We start from the raw sequence: 23,353 nt of genomic DNA, 5'->3' as shown, positions 1-23,353 counted from the left end.
TGGGGCTACTGGCGCGCATGGCGCGTTCCAAAGGACAACAGTGTGCTGTGCGGCACTACCGCGAGAGAGGTGGCTACCGTATGGCGCGTGGCGCAACCGGCCCCCGGAGAGGCACGCCTCCTGGCGTGCGCCCTCTGACGGTGGGCGACCCGGTCATCATCGGGCCCTACCTGCTGCTCGGCCGGCTCGGGACGGGCGGGATGGGCGTCGTCTACCTGGCCGAACACCCGCAGGGCGGCTATGTCGCGTTGAAGACGCCTCACCCCGTGCACCTGTCCGACCCCGTTCTGCGTGTGCGGTTCGCCGAGGAGGCGGAGTTCTCCCGGCGTGTGGTGCCCTTCTGCACGGCGGCCGTGATCGAGGACGGCTTCGACGGAGACAGGCCCTACCTGGTCAGCGAGTACATCCCCGGGCCCGCCCTCTCCCAGGTGATCGCCGCCAGGGGCCCCCTCACCCCCGACCTGGCGTACGGCGTGGCGCTGGGAACGGCCGCCGCGCTGGTCGCGACCCACGAGGCCGGGCTGGTCCACCGCGACCTCAAACCGGGCAACGTGCTGCTGTCGCCGCGCGGGCCCTTCGTCATCGACTTCGGCATCGCCCGCGACGTCGACACCGCCATGGTCCACACGCAGGCCGGGCTGATCATGGGCAGCCCGGGCTGGGTGGCACCGGAACGGCTCACCGGGAGCCACGCCCTGCCGGCGTCGGACGTCTTCTCGTGGGGCTGCCTGGTGGCGTTCGCCTCCACGGGGCTGCACCCGTTCGGCACGGGCGAGGCGGACGTGCTGACGCGGCGCATCCTGGTCGAGGAGCCGCGGATCTCCGGCGTGCCGAAGGTCTTGTGGGACAGCGTGGCGGCCGCCCTCTGCAAGGATCCCTCGGGCCGCCCCGACGCGGTCGGGCTTCTGTCGGCCCTGCTCATGGCGGGAGGCGTTCACGCCCCCGGCGACATGCGGCAGGCCGTGGACGCCGTGCTCGACGAGATCTGGCAGCCCGTGCCGCATCCGCGCGGCGAAGGGCGCGACGGCGGCGAGGGCAAGGAGGAGGGCCGCGCGGCGCGCCGCCGGGCCGGCAGGCAGGCCGGGCACGTCTCACACGCCGGGTTCGCCGCGCTCGCCACGGTGACGATCGCCGCGATGACGGTGGTCGCCGCGGGCAACGGGGCGGCACGCATGCAGGGCACGGCCGAGCCGCCTCCCGCCGTCCCCGTCGTCATCCCCGGCGAGGACAGCACGATCCCGCCCGATCAGGTCTCCACCCCCTCCCACACGACGCGGATTCCCGTGGCGCGCGGCCAGCGTCCCGAGGTGACCGTGACCGCCACCCGGACCCTGGCGCCGCGGGGCGTCACGCCGGAGGACGCCTGGAGCACCACCGTGCCCTCGCCGCCCGTGCGGGGCACCGCGGCGCCGCCGCCCCCGGCGGGAGGGTGCGTCCCCCGCAAACCGCGGGACTGCCGGCCGCCGTCGCACACGCAGTCTCCCGTGCCTTCGTCGGGCATCACCACCGAGCCCCAGTGGGGCGACGGGGAGTCACCCCAGCCGAGCCCCAGCCCCACCACGTCGAGCCCGCCGCCGTCCCCGCCGGCCACCCCCGCTCCCTCGGCCGGCTGACCGCCGGGATTCCTGCCTGCCGCCGAGCGCCCACCCCGGGCGACCGGTACGCCGGATCTGCTGCATGCTTTGTGTCCATGGACGCAGCACTGGAAATGGACGACGTGACGATCCGCGTGGTGGGCCGGACCCTCGTGGCCGGGGCCCGCTGGCGGGTGGAGCACGGGCAGCACTGGGTGATCCTGGGGCCCAACGGCGCGGGGAAGACGACGCTGCTGTCGGTCGCGGCAGCCGTACGGCATCCGACCTCGGGGACCGTCACCGTGCTCGGCCGGCGGCTCGGCCGCGTCGACCTGCGGGAGCTGCGCCGGGACATCGGGCTGGTCGCGGCGAGTCAGCGGCTGGTGGACGAGACGCTGCTCGAAGAGGAACAGGCCACCGCGCTGACCGTCGTGCTCACCGGGCACACCGGGACCAGCGCCCCACTGTGGGACCGGTACGGCGACGCCGAACGTGAGCGGGCCCACCGGATGCTGGCCGACCTCGGGTGCAAGGACCTGGCCGACCGGCCGTTCCTCGTGTGCTCGCAGGGCGAGCGGGCACGGATCCGCGTGGCCAGGGCGCTGATGGCCGACCCGGCGATCCTGCTGCTCGACGAGCCGTTCGCCGGGCTCGACCTGCCCGCGCGGGAAGACCTGATCGGAGCGCTGGAGGATCTGGCCGCCACCCGGCCGGGGCTGACCACGGTGCTGGTCACCCATCATCTGGAGGAGGTGCCGGCGACCACCACCCACGCCCTGTTGATGAGGGACACGCGGATCGTCGCGGCGGGCCCGGCGGGGGAGGTCCTCACCGGGCCCGGCCTGTCGGACTGCTTCGGCCGGTCGCTGCGGCTGGACCATGCCGACGGCCGTTGGTACGCCCGCGCCCTGCGCCGATGATCAGTGAGCGTCGGCGAACTGCGCCTCCTCTGTCGAGCCCTTGAGTGCCGTCGTCGACGAGTCCGGCGCGATGGCCGTGCTGACCAGGTCGAAGTACCCGGTGCCGACCTCGCGCTGGTGGCGGGTGGCGGTGTAGCCGTTGCGCTCGGCGGCGAGCTCGGCCTCCTGGAGCCCGACGTAGGCCGTCATGCCCTCCTCGGCGTACCCCTGGGCGAGGCTGAACATGGAGTAGTTCAGCGAGTGGAAGCCAGCGAGGGTGATGAACTGGAACTTGTACCCCATGTGGCCGAGCTCCCGCTGGAACTTGGCGATCGTGGCGTCGTCCAGGTGCTGCTTCCAGTTGAACGACGGAGAGCAGTTGTAGGCCAGCATCTGGTCCGGATGGTGCTTCTTGATCGCCTCGGCGAACTCGCGGGCCACGTCCAGGTCCGGGGCGGAGGTCTCCATCCACAGCAGGTCCGCGTACGGCGCGTACGCCAGGCCGCGGGCGACGCACGCGTCGACGCCGTTGCGGATCCGGTAGAAGCCCTCGGCGGTGCGGTCCCCGGTCGTGAAGGCGCGGTCGCGCGGGTCCACGTCGCTGGTCAGAAGTGTCGCGGCCTGGGCGTCGGTCCGCGCGATGATCACAGTGGGCACCCCCGCGACGTCGGCCGCCAGCCGGGCCGCGTTCAGGGTCTTGATGTGCTGACCGGTCGGGATCAGCACCTTGCCGCCGAGGTGGCCGCACTTCTTCTCCGAGGCGAGCTGGTCCTCCCAGTGCACTCCCGCCGCACCTGCGGCGATCATGCCCTTCATCAGCTCGAACGCGTTGAGCACGCCGCCGAAGCCGGCCTCGGCGTCGGCCACGATCGGCGCCAGCCAGTACGGGGCGTCCTCGTCGCCCTCCGACCAGGTGATCTGGTCGGCGCGCAGCAGCGCGTTGTTGATCCGGCGGACGACGGCGGGCACCGAGTTGGCCGGATACAGGCTCTGGTCGGGGTAGGTCTCGCCGCCCAGGTTGGCGTCCGCGGCGACCTGCCACCCGGACAGGTAGATGGCCTTGAGCCCGGCCTTCACCTGCTGGACCGCCTGGTTTCCGGTCAGCGCCCCGAGCGCGTGGACGTAGTCCCCGGTGGCGTCCCCAGCGGTGTCGCCAGCGGTGTCGCCAGCGGTGTCGCCGGCCGTGAGCAGCTTCCACAGCCGGTCGGCGCCCAGCCGGGCGAGCGTGTGCTCCTCCTGCACCGACCCTCGCAGCCGGATCACGTCCTCGGCGGTGTAGGTCCGCTCGACGTCCCTCCACCGGGGGTCGCTGTTCCACTCCTGCCGCAGTCGTTCGGCTGCTGTGGTGAGGCGGTCCGACATATCGGGTCACTCCCTCGTTGCGCACTGTCGTCACCTGGGGCTTGCTTCGAGTTTGTGTCGATATCAAGAGATCCGGCAAGCAGGCGGCGTGCGCAAGAAGTGCACATTTTTCGCTAGAGCGAATACCAGCCAGTAATTCACGTAGAAGAAGTGTCAAGTTTCCGTAATGGACTAGACCAATCCGTATGACGTGGGCTGGCGAGGGTGGAAGAAGCACCGATTTTGCGCCTAGGATCGACGTATGACCTCCGTCCTTGGCGAAGAACCGCTGTCTTTGACGCAGGAGCTCGATCTGCTCGCCTTCGGCCAGCGGCTGAAGCACCTGCGCAGGCAGCGCGGTCTCACCCTGTCCGAGCTCGGCGACCGGGTCGGGCGGGCGCCCAGCCAGCTCTCCCTGCTGGAGAACGGCAAGCGGGAGCCGAAGCTGTCGCTGCTGAAGTCGCTGGCGGCGGCGCTGGGTGTGCCCGTCGAGGAACTGCTGCGCAGGCAGGCGCCGAACCGGCGGGCCCAGCTGGAGATCGCCCTGGAGGAGGCCCAGCGCGACCCGCTCTACACGAGCCTCGGGCTGAGCAGGCTGAAGGTCTCGGCGCGGGTCCCCAACGACGTGCTGGAGCACATCCTGGGCCTGTTCGAGGAGCTCAAGGCCAGGCAGGCGAAGGGCACGGCGACCCCCGAGGAGGCGCGGGCGGCCAACGCCGAGCTCCGCCGCAAGCAGCGGGAGCTGGGCAACTACTTCGAGGACATCGAGAAGGCCGCGGCCGAGGCGCTGACCGCCGTGGGGTACCGGGCGGGCGCGTTGTCGGAGAGCACCGTGCAGGCGCTGGTGTCGCACTTCGGCTTCACCGTGCACACCGCTCCCGACCTGCCGCGCTCGGCCCGGTCCGTCACCGACCTGCGCAACCGGCGCATCTACCTCAAGCGCGAGCAGCTCGGCATGCACACCCCGCGCACCGTGCTGCTCCAGACGCTCGGGAACTTCGCGCTCCAGCACCCGAAGCCGCGCGACTTCGCCGACTTCCTGCGGCAGCGCGTGGAGGCCAACTACTTCGCCGCGGCCGTCCTGGTGCCGGAGGCCACGGCCGTGCCGTACCTGCGGGAGGCCAAGCAGGACAAGGCGCTGTCGGTCGAGGACCTGCGCGACGTGTTCGCCGTGTCCTACGAGATGGCCGCGCACCGGTTCACCAACCTGGCCACCCGGCACCTCGACCTGGTCTGCCACTTCGTCCGCAACAACTCGGGCGGGACGATCTACAAGGCGTACGAGAACGACGGGATCGTCTTCCCCGCCGACGAGCAGGGGGCGATCGAGGGGCAGCGGATGTGCCGGCAGTGGTCGGGCCGCCAGGTCTTCCAGTCGCCCGACCGGTTCTCGGTGTACTACCAGTACTCGGACTCGCCGACCGGCACGTATTTCTGCGTCGCCCATGTCGACCCGTCGCAGGAGAAGGACTTCGCGATCACCCTCGGCGTCCCGTACCGGGAGTCGCGGTGGTTCCGCGGGCGCGAGACGACCAACCGGACCAGGTCCAACTGCCCGAACGGCGAATGCTGCCGGCGGCCGCCGGCCGAGCTGGCCCAGCGCTGGGAGGGATACGCCTGGCCGTCCGCCCGGGCCAACTCGCACGTGCTCGCGGCCCTGCCGCCCGGCTCGTTCCCCGGCGTCGACGAGGCCGACGTCTACACCTTCCTTGAGCGCCACGCGGCCCAGGGCTGAGCCGTACTGCCTCTCCCCGCCCGTCACGGCCGGTAGGACCGCTCTTCGCGCGACACCATAAGGTGATGGATGTGGACTCCGGGCTTGGGGAGAGGATCGTGCGTGCTGCCTGAGGTTGAGACCTGGCTGCGCAGCCGCACCACATCCTCCGCCGACTGGCCGATCGGCTCCTTGATGGCGGCCAAGGGCGCCACGAGGATCAGCGTGGTGCTGCCCGCGCGTGACGAGGCCGAGACCGTGGGGGAGATCGTCTCGGCGATCCGGCGCGACCTGGTCGAGACGGTGCCCCTGGTGGACGAGCTCGTCGTCATCGACTCCCGGTCCACGGACGACACGGCGGCGCGGGCCGTACAGGCCGGGGCGAAGGTCTTCGCGCAGGACGAGATCCTGTGCGACCTGGATCCGCTCGACGGCAAGGGCGAGGCGCTGTGGAAGTCCCTCGCGGTCACCACGGGCGACCTGCTGGTCTTCGTCGACGCCGACCTGCGGGAGTTCCGCACCTCCTTCGTCACCGGCCTGCTGGGGCCGCTCCTCGCCGACCCCTCCGTCGCGTACGTCAAGGGCTGCTACGACCGGCCGCTGTCCGACGTCCAGGGCGGCGGCGGGCGGGTGACCGAGCTCGTCGCGCGGCCGCTGCTCAACATGCACTGGCCGCTGCTCGCCGGGTTCGTGCAGCCCCTCGCGGGGGAGTACGCGGGCCGGCGCGCCGTCCTGGAGCGGGTGCCGTTCGTCACCGGGTACGGCGTCGAGCTGGGCCTGCTGATCGACCTGCTCGACCTCGTCGGGCTGGACGCGCTCGCGCAGGTGGACCTCGGCCGCCGGGTGCACTCCCACCAGTCCACCGAGGCGCTCGGCGTCATGGCGGGGCAGATCATGTACACGGCCTGGTCGCGGCTGGAACGCCAGGACCTGGTGGTACCCCTCCGCGCGCCGTCGGTGTCGCTCACCCAGTTCCGCCGCGGGGTGTCCGGCCACCTGCCGATGGTGCGGGACGTCGCCGTGGCGGAGCGGTCCCCCATGGTCACCGTCTCCAAGTACGCGTCCAGGTCCCTCTGACGAGAAGCCGGCGTGACGCATGTTACCGTTGGTAACACCAGAGAGGAGGCGTCCCCCATGAGCTTCTGCCCCGAGTTGAGCGACGACGTCCGCGAGGTGCGGGACTGGGTGCGCGAGTTCGCGAGGAACGTCGTCCGGCCGGCGGGGGCGGAGTGGGACGAGCGCGAGGAGACCCCCTGGCCGGTGATCCAGGAGGCCGCCAAGATCGGGCTCTACTCGCTGGACTTCTTCGCCTCGCAGTGGTTCGACGAGTCGGGGCTCGGCCTCCCCGTGGCGTTCGAGGAGCTGTTCTGGGGGGACGCCGGCATCGGCCTGTCGATCGCCGGCACCGGCCTGGCGGCCGCCGCGCTGGCGGCGAACGGCACGCCGGAGCAGATGGGGGAGTGGCTGCCGCAGATGTTCGGCGGCCCCGGCGACGTGAAGCTCGGCGCCTTCTGCGCCTCCGAGCCGGACGCCGGCAGCGACATCGGCGCCATCAGGACGCGCGCCACGTACGACGAGGGAAGCGGCGACTGGCTCCTCGACGGCGTGAAGACCTGGGTCACCAACGGCGGCATCGCCAACGTCCACGTCGTCGTCGCGTCCGTCGACCCCTCCTTGGGCACGCGGGGCCAGGCGTCGTTCGTCATCCCGCCCGGTACGCCTGGGCTCTCCCAGGGGCAGAAGTTCCGCAAGCACGGCATCCGCGCCTCGCACACCGCGGAGGTGATCCTCGACGGCGTCCGGGTCCCGGGCCGCTGCCTGCTCGGCGGCAAGGAGAAGCTCGACGAGCGGCTCGCCCGGGTGCGGGCCGGAGCGCGGAGCGGTGAGCAGTCGGCGATGCGAACCTTCGAGACGACTCGGCCGGTCGTGGCGGCCATGGCCGTCGGCATCGCCCGGGCGGCGTACGAATACGCGCGGGACTACGCGCGCGAGCGTGAGCAGTTCGGCCGGAAGATCGGCGAGAACCAGGCCATCGCATTCCTGCTCGCAGAGATGGCGACCCGGGTGGACGTCGCGCGCCTGATGACGTGGCGGGCCGCCTGGATGGCCCGGCACGGCCGGCCGTTCGAGCAGGCGGAGGGCTCGATGAGCAAGCTGGTGGCGAGCGAGACGGCCGTGTGGGTGAGCGAGCAGGCCATCCAGATCCTCGGCGGCGCCGGGTACACGCGGGAGCACCCGGTGGAGCGCTTCCACCGCGACGCCAAGATCTACACCATCTTCGAGGGCACCTCCGAGATCCAGCGCCTCATCATCGGCCGCGCCGTCACCGGATTGCCCGTGCGGTAGGTCTGCGCAGCCGGGCACCAGATCTCGGCTGGACGTCGCCTCGGGGCGGTCACTCTTCACGTACAGGTCCCAGGCGGTGAGGGGGCGCCGACCCCGGCCGCGGCGGCCAGTGCGGTGCGGGCTGTGTCGATGCGCGCGGTGACCTGGTCAGGGATGGGGAGCTTGTCGCCGCACCGTTCCCAACGGGATCCGGACGGGCCGCGTCGGGATCGTCTCAATCTCGGGGGGCGGCAGGCACAGCGTCATCTTCTGATCCAAGGCCGCCGGGCCGCATCCCACCATAGGGGGCGGCCTTCGCCGTACCAGGCGGGGTCAGCATGACGAACGCGAGCACGATCATGGCGGCGGAGGCGGCGAGCGCGATCCAGTAACCGGCCGGGTGACCGGCTCAGCTTTGAAGATCACCGAAATCGCGCGCCGGACCGGCGGGGCGGCCGAAGCCGCAGGCAACCCGCCGGTCCAGGCCCACCGAGATGGACCCGCCTCCACGGTACGGCTGCAGCCGGGCCTGCGCCCGAGTCACAATCGACCATCACTAATGGCTGCAGTGCAGCACTGGTGGCCTGTGCCGGTCATCGTAGGTGGCGTGAGGTTCCCTTGGAACATCCTGATCGCGCTCGGGCTTGTTCTCGCCATACTGCTGGGCTGGGTCCTCGGCCCTGGCGCCACGTGGGTGCTGATCCACTTCGACGGTGTAAGCGGCCTGACCGGCAAGGACTTGGCCGCGGCATCGGACGCGGTGCGGGGCCGGGCGCTGACGATCGCGACGGGGTTGATCGCGCTGGTGGCGGTGTTCTACACCGCGCGCAATGCCGATACCGCGCGGCGTACCTTCCAGCTCAGCGAACAGGGACAGGTCACCGACCGGTACACCAAGGCGATCGAGCAGCTCGGTTCAGACAAGCTGGACGTGCGCCTGGGCGGCATCTACGCATTGGAGCGGATCGCCCGCGACTCGGCCCGTGACCATGCCACAGTGATGGAAGTGCTAGCCGCCTTCGTGCGGGAGCACTCACGAGAGCGGGAGAGCACCGCCCCGATACGGACCGATGTGCAGGCTGCTGTGACCGTGATCGCCCGGCGAAACTCCCGACATGACCAGGGGCCGATCAATCTTCGCGGCGCGAACCTCGCTGGCGCGGATCTCGCTGGTGCGAACCTCACCGGCGTGGATTTCACTGATGCGAATCTCGTGGGTGCAGCTCTCTACGATGCGCTCCTTGTCAACGTGAATCTGACCAACGCTGACCTCACCGAAGCATCCCTTTATCGCGCGAACCTCTCTGGCGCGAACCTCACCGGGGTTGACTTCACCGGCGCGACCCTCACAGAGGTGAACTTGACGGCCGCGTACAGCCTCGGGCGTCCCATCACTATTGACCCTAGCTTGTTCAAAGGCCCGACAGTTACTGACTCGACAGGAGTAGTGGAGCTAGCGGATTCCTTCGAAACAGACGATTAGATCGCCCAGATCCTGTCCGGGCAGAACGGCAAGAACGGAACCTTCGAGGCCCGGGAGCTGGGCGGGCTCTAAGGTACGGCTCGTCGGCCGGCGTGAAGACCTTGGTCCAGCTGGGCCGGATCCGGCACCGCGGCCGGAGGGCGGTCGCGTCCGGGGTGCCGGACCCGTCGCTGGCGTTCTTCGAGTGGGCCGCGGTGTGTGCAGCCCGAAGTGCCCGCCGGACTGCGAGGTCCACGACAGGATCGACGACCGGGCCGTGTGGGCACGGACGAACCCAGGCGTGGGGATCCGGATCAGATCAAGCACATCGGCCGCCGAGTTCGCGACGATGTCCCGCGAGAAGTTCGCCTAAGTGGTGCGGCTCGAGGTCGGCGATTACCCAGCGGATGAGAACGGGTGGGCCGTCATCCCGGAGGCCTCCTGGAAGACCTCGTCGACCCGCTGTCGCGGCCGGTCGGCACGGTGGCGCAACCACCCCGATGCGCCGTAGGCGCTGCGCTCATCATCCACGATCATGTGCGCCAACCCGGTGAACGTTCCCGGTCACAGCACTAGACCTCGGTGCTTTCGGCTTCGGCCGCAGCTGCAACGCCTGATCCGCGACCTCGACCGCACGATGGCCGCGACCCGCTGCCCGCGGTCGTCGAGGTGAATGTGATCCCGCGCCGCTCGCGGGCCGCAAGTGAGTGGCGGCCTGGTCGACGTCGGGTCCGCTCATGCCCGGACGTCAGATGTACCGCTAGGAAGATGATCAAAGAATCGGACACTGCCGGACAAATGCGACATAAATGGTATATATGGCCCCTTATGTGGATAATCAGGCATCAAATAGTCTAGATCGCCGTTTACTCCTCATTCGAGCCGGAAATTATGGTGTCGCGGGTCGATGGCCCTTCAGGGTCATCGAGTGACATTTCCTGACCAACCAGGTATGTCCTGCAAATCAGGCAATTGATCCTTTAGAGGGGATACATAATGCCCAAGCTCAAGAAGGTCATCGCCGGACTCGCACTCGGCACCGCGCTTGCCGGTGGCGCTCTCGCCACAAGCGCCACGGCGGCCAGCGCGACCACCGCCACAGGATGGGGTGGGGCCGGATCCTGCAACAACCGCTCGGACTTGGACGATGTCCTCTGGGACATCTGCGTCGCCGGCAACGGCTGCAATGCATGCCCCGAATGGGACGGTTGTTTCAACTAGAAGTCCCGGCCTGACGGCCTACGGAAGGAACCACAGGCACAAGGGCTCCGGCGGCTAAACCGCCGGAGCCCACGCTTTTCCATCAAACATAGCGCCAATTACGGTCGCACGTCCTGCTCAGCTACAACGAGGGCGCGCGACTCCAGGTGATAAGCCCGCTGATCCCGCTGAAGTCGCAGAAGACGACGCCCGCCATGTCGAGGATCAGGACGCCCGCGTCCTTCGACTGTGCTTAGGGCCATGCAGGAAAGGATCACCCTCGACGCTGTGACACAGGCGAATGAGGGTGGCCCGGAGGTGCGCACCTACAACCTCCGGGGCACGCTCGCGGGCGCCTGCCGCGGGGACCGGGGGCGAACGCCGTGGCAGGTGGGCAGCTCAAGGGGTGGTGGGGCAGCGGTAGGTGGCGTGCCTGTTCGGGGAGCAGCACCAGCTGGTGCGGTGTCCGCAGTATGGACGTCAACCGGGCACACGCGCGCATCCTGGCCCTCGGCGAACGCGCCGTCGCGACCCTGAAATCGTGGAAGGTGCTGCCCGCACCGTGCCACCCCGATCGTGCAGGCCATCCTCGTCCTACAAGCCTTCGAAGACGGCCGCTGGTCGGGATGAAAATGGCTTGACGTGCTTCAGCTGAGCGGTCTTCCCTTGCCGTGGAGGTGGGGTTGGCTGGACGGAGGCGGGCGCTGTCAGGTCGGGGAGCCCGCGCCCACCTGGAGAAGGAACAGCGTCGCTCCTCTGACCTGCACCGGCTGTCCGGCGGTCGTGGATCGGATGAGAAGCCTGAAGTCGTGGGCGCCCGCGGCCACGGTGCAGACGCCCATGGTCACCAGCGGCTGTGAAACGTCTCCCGGGGAGACGCCCCAGTAGGTGGCCATGCCCCAGGAGAGCGCGCTGTTCGCGTTCACCTGGTGCAGTTGCGCGCCGTCGACCGACAGCACCATCTGCAGCCCGTTCTTCGGGGTCGTCTGGGCGCTGCAGTGCCCGGCCACCAGCAGCGAGGTGGCGCTGGCGAACGTGACATTCCGGGCGAGCGCCGCCTGGTAGTCCGGCTTGTCCGTCGTGAAGGTCCAGGTGTCCTCGTCCCCGTGCAATATCTGGACGCCCAAGGTCGGGCTCGTGAGCGTCCCCATGACGGTGAGCGGGCCGGAGACCGTCCCACCTCCCAGGTCGAGCTTCTGGGCGTCGAGCCGTCGCGTCTCCTCGGCCAGCTGGTTCCAGTCGTCGGACTTGATGGGGTCACCGGGGTGCTTTCTCCCGATGTTCTCGTCGAGGGCCATGCCCAGCCTCCTTCTCGGCTCACGCCGCTGTCGAAAATGCGGTCCACGTCCGTACGAGGATCCGCCTCATACGAAGACGTGCCGGTCGAAGACCGAGGCGTCGAACTTCCCGTCGAGATCCGGGACGGCCACCCAGAACCACATCGTGAAGTCGGCGCCTCGGACGTCGTCCACGGTCGGCAGGACCAGGTCGACGCCCTCGTCGTCACGGATCCTGCTCAGCGCCAGCCCGTTGAGGACGCGGCGCGGATCCTGCGCGTCCATGACCGCGCGGCCGTTCACGGTGAGGCGGCAGCGCACCCGGCCGGTCAGCGCGTGCGCGGCGTTCAGCACCGACTCCACCCCGGCGCGCGCCTCCTGCGCCGGCCGCCAGACAAGGTCCCTGTCCTCCACCGAGACCAGGCCTGCGAGGTCAAGCGGCCGGGTGCCCAGCACCGTGGTGGAGCCCTTCGCCAGGCCCCAGTCCCTCCGTTCGGCGGGGAACAGCGGGTGCGGCAGGTCGAGGGTGAGGGTGAGCACCGGCTTGCCGGTGAGACCGGGGGACGGCGTCCCGTCGAGGCGTACGGCGACCCCGCCCAGGAGGTCCTCCAGCCTCACGCCGGCGTCTTTGCGCAGCTCCGCCCCCGGCGCCGGTAGCCATACGGCCTCCACGTGCAGACCCGCGGCCGGCACATGAGGTGGCTGCGTGTCGGCAAGCGGCGTGAACAGGGCCCGGCAGTCGGACGCCAGGGTCCACGCCCCGCCGGCCCGGTCGAGCAGCGCGACGAGGGCCGTCCGGTGCTCGATCCCCTCCGGCGGGCGGAACGCCGGCCGGCCGTCGTCCATGGGCCACTCGACGTCCCCGGCTAGATCCGCGTCGAGGTCGGTGCCCGCCAGGGCGGTCCTGGCGGGGATCAGCCAGTGGTCGCCGTTCCGATAGCGGGCGCCGGCGGCCTCGAACTGGATCTGGACCCCGTCTTCGAGGTCTGCCCAGCCCTCCCCGACCGGGACGGCGGCGGCGCAGTCCCATCGACGGACCAGCGTGGGATCGGATCGCCCGGACAGCGGAGGCTCGGCCAGGCCGGCCGGTGCCGCTCCGGCGACCCACGCGACCGTGAGCGTGACCTCGTCGGCGCCGGTCAGGCGGGCGAGGGCGCCGCACTCGCCGCGCCGCCCGGCGGCCGTGTCGATCACCTCGACCAGGTCGCCTTTCCCGAAGCCGGACAGGCGGTCCCTCCCGGGGCGGTCGATGGTGAGGGTGTCGCCCTCGGCGCCGACGAGCCGGGCCACCACCGTGCCGTTGTCCCTTGACCAGACGTACGCCGGGCCGCCGGGCTCTTCGCGGATCTCCACCCGGTAGAGCTGGTTCTCCAGCCTGCGGTAGCCCGCGGAGGGGGGAATGAGACAGGGCGTGGGCGCGGCCTCCGGCGCCTGCGCGCGGGCGCGGAGCCGCCCGGTGCTCCGGCCCGCGTCCGGCGGGAAGGAGGCCGCGACATCGGCGGGGGTCGCCGCGTCCAATACTGCGTCCGCTACTGCGTCCGCTACTGGGGCCAGCCGGACCTGCCAGACGGTGCGGCTCCTGGTGGCCGTGTCGGGGCCGCCCAGGGCGACCTCCCGCAGCTCCGGTCTCTCCACGGCGGTGAGGTGCTCGCGCCACACGTCCAGATAGGCGGCGTACCGGCCGTCTACGCCGGGCAGCCGCACGCCGGGAAGGTCCGGCTGTGCGGCGAGCGGCACCGGCTCCTCGTTCTCGCACAGCACGCCCCCGACGTAGTAGCGGCCGGCGGACAGCCGGAGATCCTCCGCGGGGCAGGCCCGGGGCACGCCCCCGGCGGCGTCGGTGATCGCGAATCCGGCGCCGCCCCGGGGGCCGCCGCCCGCGCCGATGACGTCCCGCGCCGTGACCTCGTCGTGGTGCGACTGGATGTCGACCTGCTCGTTCCAGTCGGCGTCGAGCGCCACCCGGCCCTGCTGGAGCAGCACTCCCCGGTAGTGGTTCTCACTGCGGAACGTCCGCCGGGTGAAGTCGCCCTTCATCGAAGTCCTTCCACAGAAGCGTCAGTCGGCAAGGAAGACACCCGCCTCCAGTCCAAAACGCAGATATCGGTCGAGTTGGGCGGCGAGGCCGGCCATTCGCCAGGGCCGCCGCAGGAAGCGGAACGCGCCCATCTCGCCCGCGCCCTCCGCCCCCGTGGAGATCTCGCCCGGGCAGTCCGCCGAGAGCAGGCAGAAGCCGGGATCGTCCGGGCCGGTGGACGTGAAGCGCGGAGCCACCCGGCTCGCCGTCGCGGCGTCGGCGGGCTGGCATCGGTAGCGCCTGGGGACGGCAGAGTCGAGCGGGGCGTAGCTGAACCGCAGGTAGCCGAGCTGACGGTGGGTGACTTCGGCGCGCCCGCGCAGGATCGTGTCGCTCACCACGAGGCTCCGGGCCCGGGTGCGCCCGAGCACCGTGCAGCCGTCGGCCTCGACGTCGGCCGAGACGGCGTCGACCGCGAGCGCGGCGACGTCGGCCCCGGCGTGCACGATGCTGTCGGCGAGGCTCACACGCGGCACGCCGGACGTCCGCATCCCGGCGCAGATCGACCGCGTCAGCCGGATCGTCAGCCGGGGATTGCCGTCGGCCCGCACGAATCCGCCGTACCCCGGGGGCGCCGCCCGGCCGGGGGAGAGGGTGCAGTCGGAGACGGTCAGGCCGTCCAGGTCCCCCGCGGCCACGGTGACGTTCCCCTCGATCGACAGGCCGTTCAGGACCAGTTCGCCCGGGTCCCCGGCATGGCCGCCGGGCGCGGTCACGTCGATGGAGCCGACGAGATGAGGACGCGGGCCGGCGGCCACGAGCGGCCCCGGGGACGGGCCGTCCGCGGGCTGCGAGGCGGGGACGGCCGGCAGGACGGCGGCGACCAGCAGCAGCCGGTTGCCCGGGGGGATCACGACGCCGCCGTCCCCCGTGAGGTCCTCGTGGTAGGTGGCGCTGTCCAGCACGGCGATCACGCCGACCTGCCCGGGGCTCGGGTCCTGTCGGGCGTTCCAGGCACGGACCGCCTCGCCGATCGTGCCGGCGACCCGGCCGCCGACCGCGGCGCCGTCGCGGCTCACCCCCATCTGCCAGTCGGCCCGGGCGGGCCACGGGGTGCCGCCGGCCGCGACGGCCGCGGCGAGCGTCGCCCGCCGATCGTGCGGCCCGGCTCCGATGTCGCCGGGGAAGCCGTGGGAGAAGTCCACCCGGACCCGTTCCGGCTCCATTCCCGGCGGCAGGGTGAACCTGCCGAGCACCGGATCGACCGCGACCCAGGGCTCGTCTCCACCGGCGGGCGGGCGGGTCCACTCGGTCAGGTCCGCGCAGATCAGCCGCGCGGGTCCGACCGGCTTCTCGTGGCCGTCCGGCGTGATCCGGAAGACCGGGCCGGGCTCGGCGAGCATAACCGGCTCCTCGCCCCGGTCGCGCAGCGCCGTCAGCTCCTTGTGGAGCGCCAGGCGGCGCAGCTGGGCGGGCACACCGGAGGGGCCGGGGCCGTCGCCGGTTCTCGGCCGCGTGAACAGGGGCAGGGACCGGCCGGCCGGGTCGAAGGTCCAGCGGCCCTGCGCGGCGTCCACGGCCCGCGCGTCGGCCCCCGTGTACGGGTAGGCGCTGAGCGGCCACAGGTGCAGCCCGACGCTGGGGATGTTGTGACGCCCGCGCCCCCGGTCGGCGTGCCGGACGTCCACCGTGCGGGCGATCGGGTCGAAGGCCGTGCCCAGCAGGTCGAGCCGTCCGATGTCGCGCAGGTCGGGGGAGCGGAGGTTGCCGGGCCGCGGGTGCTGGAGGTGCTGGGTGGTGACGAGCAGCTGGAAGTACTCGACGACGTGGGCCGGCCAGCCGGTGACGTCCCGGGCCAGCGTCTCCAGCCCGGCCGGTGTGCCCTTACGCCGCCGATGGCGGATGGTGTTGGCCACGAACGCCCGGCGGGAGAGGCCGCCGTCCAGCGGCGGGGAGGCGGTCTCCACCCCCAGCAGATCGCCGATGTAGGGCACGACCCGTTCCGCGCAGGTCTCGATGAACCAGTCGTCGTACAGCCCGTCGACGTCCTCCCGCAGGCGGAGCACCTCCTCCTCGACCACCTCCAGCAGGGAGCGGAGCGGGTGACCGAGCAGGGCGTCGCGGGCGCGGTGCGCCGCGGGCAGCAGGTCGTACAGCGGGCGGGCGGACGTCATGGCGTCATCTCCGTCAGCGTGATCTGCGCGGGATCGACCAGCAGGAGCTCGGCGGGGGCCGTGGACCGGCCCGGGGTGCCGGGGGCGCTCACGAAGCCGGCACGGCGGGCGGGCAGGACATCCGCCACCTCGGCCGCGTCGAACCTCGCGGCGTCGAACCTCGCCGTGTCGAAGGGGCCGGCGCCGCTCAGGTGCAGCGCGGTGAGAACGGCCGCCGCCACCCCGGGGACCCGCTGCACCACGGTGATCACCTCGGCCGCCGTCACCGGCTGGGCGAGGTCGCGCCGCTCGAAGGAGTACGTCGCGCGCACCGCGTCGGCGACCGAGCGGAAGACGACGTCGCGCTGCCCATCGGGCTCCACCAGCACCGCCACGCCGACCGCGAAGGACATCCGGCGGTGGCAGGCCAGGTCCAGCCGTCCGGCCGGGCGGCCCGCCGCGTCGAAGGCGCCTCTCAAAGTGGCGAGGGTGAGCTCCGGCACCTCGCCGCCGCCGGGCCCCGCCACGGTCACGTGGACGAAGGGAGCGCCTCCGGCCCGGAGGACGACCGCCCTCGCCTTGGCGATTCCGGCGAAGGTACGCGCGAAGTCCTCATGGTCGGTGAGGGAGACCACCCGGCCGAGGGTGCGCACCGCCAGCGGCGCGTTCAAACGGGCGTCCTCGATGCGCTCCGGCTCCGCCCCGCCCGACGCCGGCAGGGGGTTGCCGACGTCCCTCACTCCCAGCGGCCGCGTCATGAGCAGGGAGACGGCGCCCGCCCGGACGTCGCCCTCCGTTCCCGGGCCGGCCCGGTACCGGGCGCGGACGTTCTCCCGGCCGGACGGCAGGCGGGCCCCGCGCTCACCGTCGCCGAAGATCACCGTCGCGACGTCGTCGTCGCCGATCCGCACGACGTACGACCGGTCGTGCGGGCCGAGGGAGAACAGCGAGGCGGCCGGCGTCCAGGCGACCCCGTCGACGCGCACCTCCAGGCTGTCGCGGGCTCCGCCGGGCACCGGCGCAGCCGTGTGGGTGAGGTGCCCGTGCGGCAGGGGGAAGCGCTGATGGGCCGCCGCCCCGTCGCCGCTGCCGAGCACCTCCTCGACGCTCTGCCCGGCCGTCGCGGTCACCACGTTGCCCAGGAGGCGTACGGACGGCGGATCGAGGGGCTGGCGCAGTGGCGCCGAGAGAGTCACTCGTGTGCCGCCCGTGTCCTCCTCGCGGGCGGTCGTGACGTGCGCCGGCTCGGCGACCGGCAGGCCGTCCAGGGCGGTCCCGGTCACCACGACGAGCGATCCGGGCTCCAGCTCCACCGGCCGGTCCAGCAGGAGCCGGGGCCCGGTCACCGGCTCGGTCACCGGCTCGCCGGCCAGCGGGAGCCGCTCGGACTGGGCGAGGACCGCGGTGGTCCTGCGGCCGAACCGGGACAGGCGGCCGTCGCCGCGCAGTCGCAGTCGGGTGGTGGTGGCGGTGATGCCGAAGTCGGCGGCGGCGGACGGGGCGGCGGCCTCGACCCGGTAGAGCCCGTCGGAGGTGCCGGGCGAGCGGAGCAGCAGCCAGGAGCCGGGGAGGATCGCCGGGTGGGCGCCGTCGAGCTCGATCACCGGCCCGTCGCCCGTGCCGTCCGGCAGGGCGAATCCCGGCCAATCACCGGGCGAGCCGGCCGAGTCGAAGAGGTCCGCGTCGAAGCGCGAGCCGTCGAACGTCCCCGGCCCGCCGGTCGCGGCGTACCGCTCCCGGACGTCCTTCGTCATGATCCGCCAGTCGGGGGCGTTGTGCCCGAAGATCGCGGCCCGCAGCCGGAAGGCGTGCACCTCGACGGCGTCGCCGTCCATGCCGAGGTCACCGAGGCCGCCGTCCCAGCCGACCACAGTGGTGGGAGGGCGGCCGGTCGCGTCCGCGGGCTCCGGCCGCACCGTGCGCAGCACCCGGAACCACCACGGCCCCCCCTCCGCTGTGGAGCGGACAAGCAGCCCGTCCCCTGGGCGCAGGCCGGTCTCGACGCCCGCGAGGCGGAGAGAGGTGCCGCCGGGGGTGATCCGCTGCGCCCGCCACAGTCGCAGCTCCATCGAGTTGCGCCCGGCGACCGCGACGATCTCCCGGTCCGTCTCGAACGTCCGCGGGACCTCTCCCTGGCCGGGCACGCTCTGGACCTGGGTCCCCGCCGGGACGACGACCCGGCCGGGCGCCCCGGGAGCGTCCTCCACGGTGAAGGAGAGATGCACCGCGGCGGCGACCCCCGGCCTCAGCTCGTAGCCGACGGCCCGGGCGAGCTCCAGCACCGACCTGCGCTCCGTTGCGGTGCGCAGGAAGCCCTCGCCGGCGATCCGCTCCTGGTAGAAGTTCACGACGTCGGCGACGGTGGCCCACGCGTCGAGGAGCGCCACGGCGGGGTCGGCGGTGCCGCGTACCGTCAAAGCGGGCAGCCGGTCCGCCAACGTGGCGAGCATGCGTTCCAGGACCTCGGCGCGGGTGCCGCCACCGAGACCCGCTGCCGTGCCGGCGGTCCCGCCGTTCACCGCCTCGTGGCCGCTCACGAGCCTCCCTCCATCAGGAAGTCGATCCGGCCGTGCTCGGGCAGGCTCGGGTCGCTGAGGCAGCGCGCCACCTCATGCGGCCCGATCGCGATCCGGCCCGCCGCACGCTCGCCCTCGGCCGGGCGCCCCCACCGCTGGAACCGGTTGCGCTTCGGCGGCGTGTCGTCGGCGTCGACCCAGAGCACCCCCCGCACGGCCATGGCCGCCGCCACCACCCGGCTGAGGTACACCGGCTCGCCGAAGGTCATCGCGAGAGGATGGAAGAACCCAGGCGTGCCGTCGGCGCGGTCCCCGGCGGTGAAGACCTCCACCAGGGCTCGCTTGACCTCGCCGGGCAGGTGCCCCGGAGCGACCCGCACGGTGAGCACGATGTCCAGCGACACGGGGACGAGCGCCGTCACCCGCACGTCCTCGCCGGCCATCCGGTACGGCTCCAGGTGGAGTGCCACGTCGCCGCGGAAGGCCTGGTCGGCGGGCAGGCCCGCCCGGCGGTCCACGACGACCGACTCGGTGTACCAGGATCCCGTCCAGCGCCGGGACGCGCTCGCCTGCCTCACCTGCGGGTGACGGGCGGCGACCTCGGCATAGTCGGCGTCGGTGACGGCACGCCGTGCCACCCGGAAGGCCTGTGGCGCCCACTGCCGCACCTGTTCGACCGGCTCGGGATCGATTCCGCCCTCGGCGGGCATCGGGTTGCGTACGGTGACGCCGGGGATCGGCCGCGCCAGCCGGGTGAGCGCCTCCCGGCCGACGTTGCCGGCCCTGCCGCCTCCGACACGGTAGGTGGCCAGGAAGATCGCTCCCGGCGTGGGCGGGTGTCCGCAGATGCCGTCTCCGAAGCGCAGGTACGCCCGGCCGTCGTCCTCGGTCTCCACCGCGCACCGTGCCGCGAAGCGGTCGCCGTCCAGCAGGTCCGGCGCCACCGTCCAGGCGGTGGCTCCGTCGTGCACCTCAACCAGCGCGGGGACCGCTTCGGAGGGCGGTACGGCGAGTCCGGCCGAGGCCGGACGGGTGAGTGCTCTCCGGTGGTCGTAGGGCACCGCGTGGGTCAGCCCGGCCCGGCGGAGCCGGGGCCGATGGCGGCCCCGTACGGGGACCTGCGCCGGCTCCAGAGGCTCGGGGCCGACCAGGGCCCCGTGCTCGGCGAGGACGACGTTCCCCCGGACGACGGCGGACGTCTCCATCCCCCCGGCGCCGGGCCCCGGCCGCACGGGGAACCGCCACAGGCGCAGCGGGAACGGCAAGGCGTCCTCCTGGTGCCAGGCCACCTCGATCACGTCGGTGCCGGTCACCGGATCATGCGCGGGCACCGGGTCGGCGATCAGCCGCACCGCCAGGCGTCGTGACGGATCCGCGCTCTCCGTACGGCCGTCGGCGCCGCGCACCTCCTCCAGCACCAGGACGTCGCCGGCCCGCAACCGGAGCGCCCCGCCGGGGCTGACCAGCGTCGCCCCGGTCGCCCCGGCCGGCAGCGTCAGCCGCTCCTCGCTCCAGGTGTGGAACTCGACGGCGTCGCGGGCGGAGGCGAGCGTCACGGGATGCAGCGTGTGGAAGACGGCGCCGCCTTCGCCGGCGGTGACGACCTCCGTGCCCGTTTCGAGCACGCGTCCGTCGGCCGCGGCGCCCGCGCCGAGGACGAGCCACGTCCTGGCCGCGGCGCCCTCGTGCATGGGGTAGTCGAGCAGCCGGGCGTGGCGGCGTATCGATACGCGGCGGCGCGCGGTTCCCAGGTAGGCCTCGGTGCCGACCGCGTCCTGGGCGTAGGCGAGCTGATCTCCCAGGTAGGCGAACAGCTCGACGAGCGTCACCCCGAGGTCGGCGGGGTCACGGTCGGTCCACCCGGGCAGCAGCAGGGAGAGCCGGTCGAGCAGCAGGCCCCGCAGGCTCTCGTAGTCCCGGCTGAGGTAGTCGGCCTGCGGCACGGAGGGCGGGACGACCGGCGCGGCGAGCGGCGGCCGGGGGTCGAACTCGGTCGGGCAGTCCACCGTGAAGCTGAACGGCACCTCCGCGAGCCGTGGGTCGAAGCCGAGGGCCGGACCGGTGACGGCGAACCGGTAGGTGGAGAAGTCGCCCGGCGAGGAGGTCCGCACCACGAGCACCCGCTCCGGATCGGGCAGCGACCCGAACGCGGCCGCGTCGGCCGCCGAGACCCCGTCCGGCGCGGCCGCCAGCCGGGTGGCCGGCATCGCCCACTCGACGCGCACCGGGTTGAGCGCCGGGTCCACGCGCACGCCGCCGGTGATCCGCACGGCCCTGGCGTCGAGCCCGGACGGCACGGGGAGCAGGCAGTGCACCAGCAGGGTCCGGTGCGGGGGCACGCCGGGATGGCCGCCGTCCACCTCGATGGACTCGATGCCGTTGATCCCGGTGCCGTGACCGGCCGCGAGCCTGTTGCCGTCCTGGACGGCCTGGAGGCGAAGCCTGCGGTCGTAGGGGAGCTCCGTCATCGCCGGCAACCCCTCAGATCGCCCGGGTGAAGACGGAGGTGACCGGCCGCGCCGCGCGCCGGGTGAGGTAGCGCACGGCCACGGTGAGCGTGGAGTCCCGCACGGCGACCTCGACGTCCTGCACCTCGACCGTCCCCGGCAGCCACTGCTGCAGCGCGGCGTGCACCAGGAGCCGGGTCGCGTCGGCCAGCTCGCTCCCGGCAGGCTCGAACACCAGCTGGTGGATCCCGCTGCCGAACGTGGGCCGGTTGACCCGCTCGCCGGGGGCGGTGAACAGGACCTGCTCGATCAGAGCGCGGGCGTACTCGTCGTCGTCCGCCTCGGTGGTCCGGCCGTGGGCGTCGATCCGGAACGGGAAGTCGATGTGCACGGTCAGGTTCCCTTCACCCGGACCTGGGTGGCGAGGACCGTCAGCGGGGTGCCGGTCGGGACGCACTGCCCCCGGCTGTCGGACAGCAGCACGAAGGCCCCGCCCGCCCGCACCCGTACGGCGCTCACCGGCCACTGCCCGGTGACACAGGGCCCGTTGCCCTGGGGCGGCGTGAAGGAGCAGCCGATGACGCTGTAGGGGGCGGCGGCGGTCGTCACCGGCTGCCCACCCACCAGGACCCGCGGCTCCGGCCGGGTGGGCAGGGCCTGGCCGCCGTGCGCGCAGCTCACCGCCGCACCGAGGTGGAGCAGGTGTCCCGGCATCACAGCACCTCCAGCGCGCCCTTGTTCAGCGACACCGACACCGCGCTGAGCACGACGCTGGCGTTGCCGTTGGACAGCTCGATCCCGGCCGCCGACAGCTTGACGGTCAGCGGCGCGGGCACCAGCGGCGGCGCGACCTCCAGGGTCACCCCTCCCGATCCGGGCACGTCGCTGATGGTCAGCGTCACACCGCCGGTCTTGAGCATCTTCGTGGCCGGGACCGCCGGTACGGCAGGCACCTGGCCCTTCGCCCAGAAGCAGCCGCTCCAGATCGGGTGGTCGGGGTCGCCGCCCTCGAACTCGACCCACACGTCGGCCCCCACGGGCGGGACGGCGAACAGGCCGACGCCCGGCCCGGCGTACGGGACGCTGGGCATCGCCCAGACGCGGATGTCACCGAGGACGGCCGGGCAGGTCACCTCCAGCCGCGCCTGCTGCATCGGGTCGGTGTCGCCGGTCACCTTGCCGCGGTACTTGCCGAAGAACGGCACGGTGCCTCCTCGCTCGCATCGTCGTGCTCCGTGTTCGTGCCCCCGCCCGCCGGCTGGCGCCCGGAGCGCTCCGCCGTGTTCACGGCCGCACCACCGAGGTGGTGGAGCCGACGCCCTCGCGGGTCAGGGTGAAGTCCTGCGTGTACCCGCCGCGGGTGAGCGTGTGGGTGACCTGCTTGACGTGGTAGAGGCCGTCGTGCTGCCAGCCCGCGCCGCGCAGGCCGATGAGGCCCCGGGCCCTGAGGACCCCGCCGTACCGCAGGGTGTCGACGCTTCCGGTGACGACGAGCGAGTCCCGGGAGGACTCGGCGGCGCCCCGCGCCTTCGCGAGTGCCTGCGCCGCGCTCACCCCGGTGCCCCGGTACAGGACTTTCCGGACGTACGGCGAGGCGGGCGAGCCGTCGGGGGCGGCGGCCAGCGGCGGCCGGACATCGGGCACGCTACGGACCGGGACCACGGCGTCGGTGAGCCGGTCCTGGACTTGGCCGGAGACCTGGAAGGGGGCCAGCGCGTCGTGCCGGAAGGTGAGGTCCTCGACGTTGCGCTCCGGCCCCGGGCCGGCCGACAGCGCCGCGGCGGGCACTCCGCTGCGCATCGGCGGCCCCCAGTAGGCGACGTTGGACAGGGGCGCCGGCCCCGGAACGACGAAGAACACGTATCCGAAGCGCCTGGCCATGGCCGTGAGATGGCCGAGGTCGGTGTCGTCCTGCACCGGTATGCGTTCGATCGGCAGCGGTACGTCGGTCACGGGCGGCGGGACGACCATCGGGACGAGGCCGTAGCGGGCGTACCCGAGGATGATCCGGGTGGCGATGGCCGCCTCGTCCTGCGCGGGGAAGGCGGCCGACCGCTCTTCGAGGTCCATCATCACGCTGACGTCCTCACCGGTGACGGTGATGGTGGCCGAGCCCGGCGCGGATCCGGGCGTCAGCTCCTGGTGGGTGATCACGCCGTCCATGAGGACCGCCGGCACGCCGCGGAATGTGACGATCAGGACCACGCGGTTGAACGGCCGCAGTGACCCCTCCGTCAGCAGGGGGAAGTCGGTGAGGCCGCCGGGGCCGGAGCGGCCGTCGGTGAGGACGAGCTGGAATGCCGACCTGGTGGACTCGGACATGGTCACCTGGACCCGCTGGATGCTCTCCACGAGCCGCGGCGGCGCCGGTACGGGGACGCCGGCGCCGAGGAGCACGGTGAGGTTCGTGCTCTGCGGATTCACTCTC

Annotated in this window: 17 protein-coding genes and 1 pseudogene; 8 read left to right on the top strand and 10 right to left on the bottom strand. The window is 72.3% G+C overall.

Annotation, left to right across the window (positions count from 1 at the left end):
- Positions 1 to 125: 125 nt before the first annotated feature.
- Together AB0B72_RS12260 and AB0B72_RS12255 are read left to right on the top strand one after the other, a co-directional pair.
- Positions 126 to 1,613 (top strand): serine/threonine-protein kinase, encoded by a 1,488-nt coding sequence (locus AB0B72_RS12260; protein ID WP_367738674.1) that lies wholly within the window; start codon positions 126 to 128, stop codon positions 1,611 to 1,613.
- Positions 1,614 to 1,690: 77 nt separating this feature from the next.
- Positions 1,691 to 2,494 (top strand): ABC transporter ATP-binding protein, encoded by an 804-nt coding sequence (locus AB0B72_RS12255; protein ID WP_367738673.1) that lies wholly within the window; start codon positions 1,691 to 1,693, stop codon positions 2,492 to 2,494.
- On the opposite strand, the gene aceA is transcribed toward AB0B72_RS12255, so the two are convergent.
- A complete protein-coding gene (gene aceA, locus AB0B72_RS12250; RefSeq protein ID WP_367738672.1) occupies positions 2,495 to 3,835 on the bottom strand; it encodes an isocitrate lyase in 1,341 nt (446 codons plus the stop codon).
- Between the two features lie 241 nt (positions 3,836 to 4,076).
- On the opposite strand from aceA, the gene AB0B72_RS12245 reads away from it, so the two are divergent.
- The 6 genes and pseudogenes from AB0B72_RS12245 to AB0B72_RS12220 form a co-directional block, all read left to right on the top strand.
- A complete protein-coding gene (locus AB0B72_RS12245; protein WP_367738671.1) occupies positions 4,077 to 5,549 on the top strand; it encodes a helix-turn-helix domain-containing protein in 1,473 nt (490 codons plus the stop codon).
- A gap of 102 nt (positions 5,550 to 5,651) precedes the next feature.
- Positions 5,652 to 6,605: a glucosyl-3-phosphoglycerate synthase gene (locus tag AB0B72_RS12240; RefSeq protein ID WP_367738670.1), complete on the top strand. Its 954-nt coding sequence runs from the start codon at positions 5,652 to 5,654 to the stop codon at positions 6,603 to 6,605.
- A 57-nt stretch (positions 6,606 to 6,662) separates the two neighbouring features.
- Positions 6,663 to 7,874, top strand: a complete 1,212-nt coding sequence (locus AB0B72_RS12235; protein ID WP_367738669.1) for an acyl-CoA dehydrogenase family protein — start codon at positions 6,663 to 6,665, stop codon at positions 7,872 to 7,874.
- A 394-nt stretch (positions 7,875 to 8,268) separates the two neighbouring features.
- A complete protein-coding gene (locus AB0B72_RS12230; protein ID WP_367738668.1) occupies positions 8,269 to 9,336 on the top strand; it encodes a pentapeptide repeat-containing protein in 1,068 nt (355 codons plus the stop codon).
- A gap of 975 nt (positions 9,337 to 10,311) precedes the next feature.
- On the top strand, positions 10,312 to 10,536 hold the full coding sequence (locus AB0B72_RS12225; RefSeq protein ID WP_367738667.1) for a hypothetical protein: 225 nt from the start codon (positions 10,312 to 10,314) through the stop codon (positions 10,534 to 10,536).
- A 458-nt stretch (positions 10,537 to 10,994) separates the two neighbouring features.
- Positions 10,995 to 11,145, top strand: a pseudogene (locus tag AB0B72_RS12220) (IS5/IS1182 family transposase); the annotation flags it as partial.
- A 77-nt stretch (positions 11,146 to 11,222) separates the two neighbouring features.
- Here AB0B72_RS12220 and AB0B72_RS12215 read toward each other — a convergent pair.
- The 9 genes from AB0B72_RS12215 to AB0B72_RS12175 form a co-directional block, all read right to left on the bottom strand.
- Entirely contained in the window at positions 11,223 to 11,813 is a 591-nt protein-coding gene (locus tag AB0B72_RS12215) for a hypothetical protein (protein ID WP_367738666.1), read from the bottom strand.
- A 66-nt stretch (positions 11,814 to 11,879) separates the two neighbouring features.
- On the bottom strand, positions 11,880 to 13,829 hold the full coding sequence (locus tag AB0B72_RS12210) for a DUF6519 domain-containing protein (RefSeq protein WP_367738665.1): 1,950 nt from the start codon (positions 13,827 to 13,829) through the stop codon (positions 11,880 to 11,882).
- 21 nt (positions 13,830 to 13,850) lie between these two features.
- A complete protein-coding gene (locus AB0B72_RS12205) occupies positions 13,851 to 15,983 on the bottom strand; it encodes a phage tail protein (RefSeq protein ID WP_367738664.1) in 2,133 nt (710 codons plus the stop codon).
- Positions 15,980 to 18,499, bottom strand: a complete 2,520-nt coding sequence (locus AB0B72_RS12200; protein WP_367738663.1) for a putative baseplate assembly protein — start codon at positions 18,497 to 18,499, stop codon at positions 15,980 to 15,982. Before AB0B72_RS12200 ends, AB0B72_RS12205 begins: the two co-directional genes overlap by 4 nt.
- Positions 18,496 to 20,946, bottom strand: coding sequence for a baseplate J/gp47 family protein (locus AB0B72_RS12195; protein ID WP_367738662.1), 2,451 nt, complete (start codon positions 20,944 to 20,946; stop codon positions 18,496 to 18,498). The genes AB0B72_RS12200 and AB0B72_RS12195 overlap by 4 nt, the downstream gene beginning before the upstream one ends.
- A 13-nt stretch (positions 20,947 to 20,959) precedes the next feature.
- The gene (locus AB0B72_RS12190; RefSeq protein WP_367738661.1) at positions 20,960 to 21,316 is read right to left on the bottom strand and encodes a GPW/gp25 family protein; all 357 of its coding nucleotides are present in this window, start codon (positions 21,314 to 21,316) and stop codon (positions 20,960 to 20,962) included.
- Positions 21,317 to 21,318: 2 nt separating this feature from the next.
- A complete protein-coding gene (locus AB0B72_RS12185; protein ID WP_367738660.1) occupies positions 21,319 to 21,639 on the bottom strand; it encodes a hypothetical protein in 321 nt (106 codons plus the stop codon).
- Positions 21,639 to 22,130 carry a phage baseplate assembly protein V gene (locus AB0B72_RS12180; protein ID WP_367738659.1) on the bottom strand — a complete coding sequence of 164 codons (492 nt, stop codon included), beginning with the start codon at positions 22,128 to 22,130 and terminating at the stop codon, positions 21,639 to 21,641. The genes AB0B72_RS12185 and AB0B72_RS12180 overlap by 1 nt, the downstream gene beginning before the upstream one ends.
- A 79-nt stretch (positions 22,131 to 22,209) precedes the next feature.
- Entirely contained in the window at positions 22,210 to 23,349 is a 1,140-nt protein-coding gene (locus AB0B72_RS12175; protein ID WP_367738658.1) for a phage late control D family protein, read from the bottom strand.
- Positions 23,350 to 23,353: the final 4 nt, after the last annotated feature.

Source organism: Microbispora sp. NPDC049125, assembly GCF_040802045.1.
Taxonomy (GTDB): domain Bacteria; phylum Actinomycetota; class Actinomycetes; order Streptosporangiales; family Streptosporangiaceae; genus Microbispora.
Note: the sequence above shows the minus strand (reverse complement) of the source record. Positions and strands in the feature narration are given on the sequence as shown.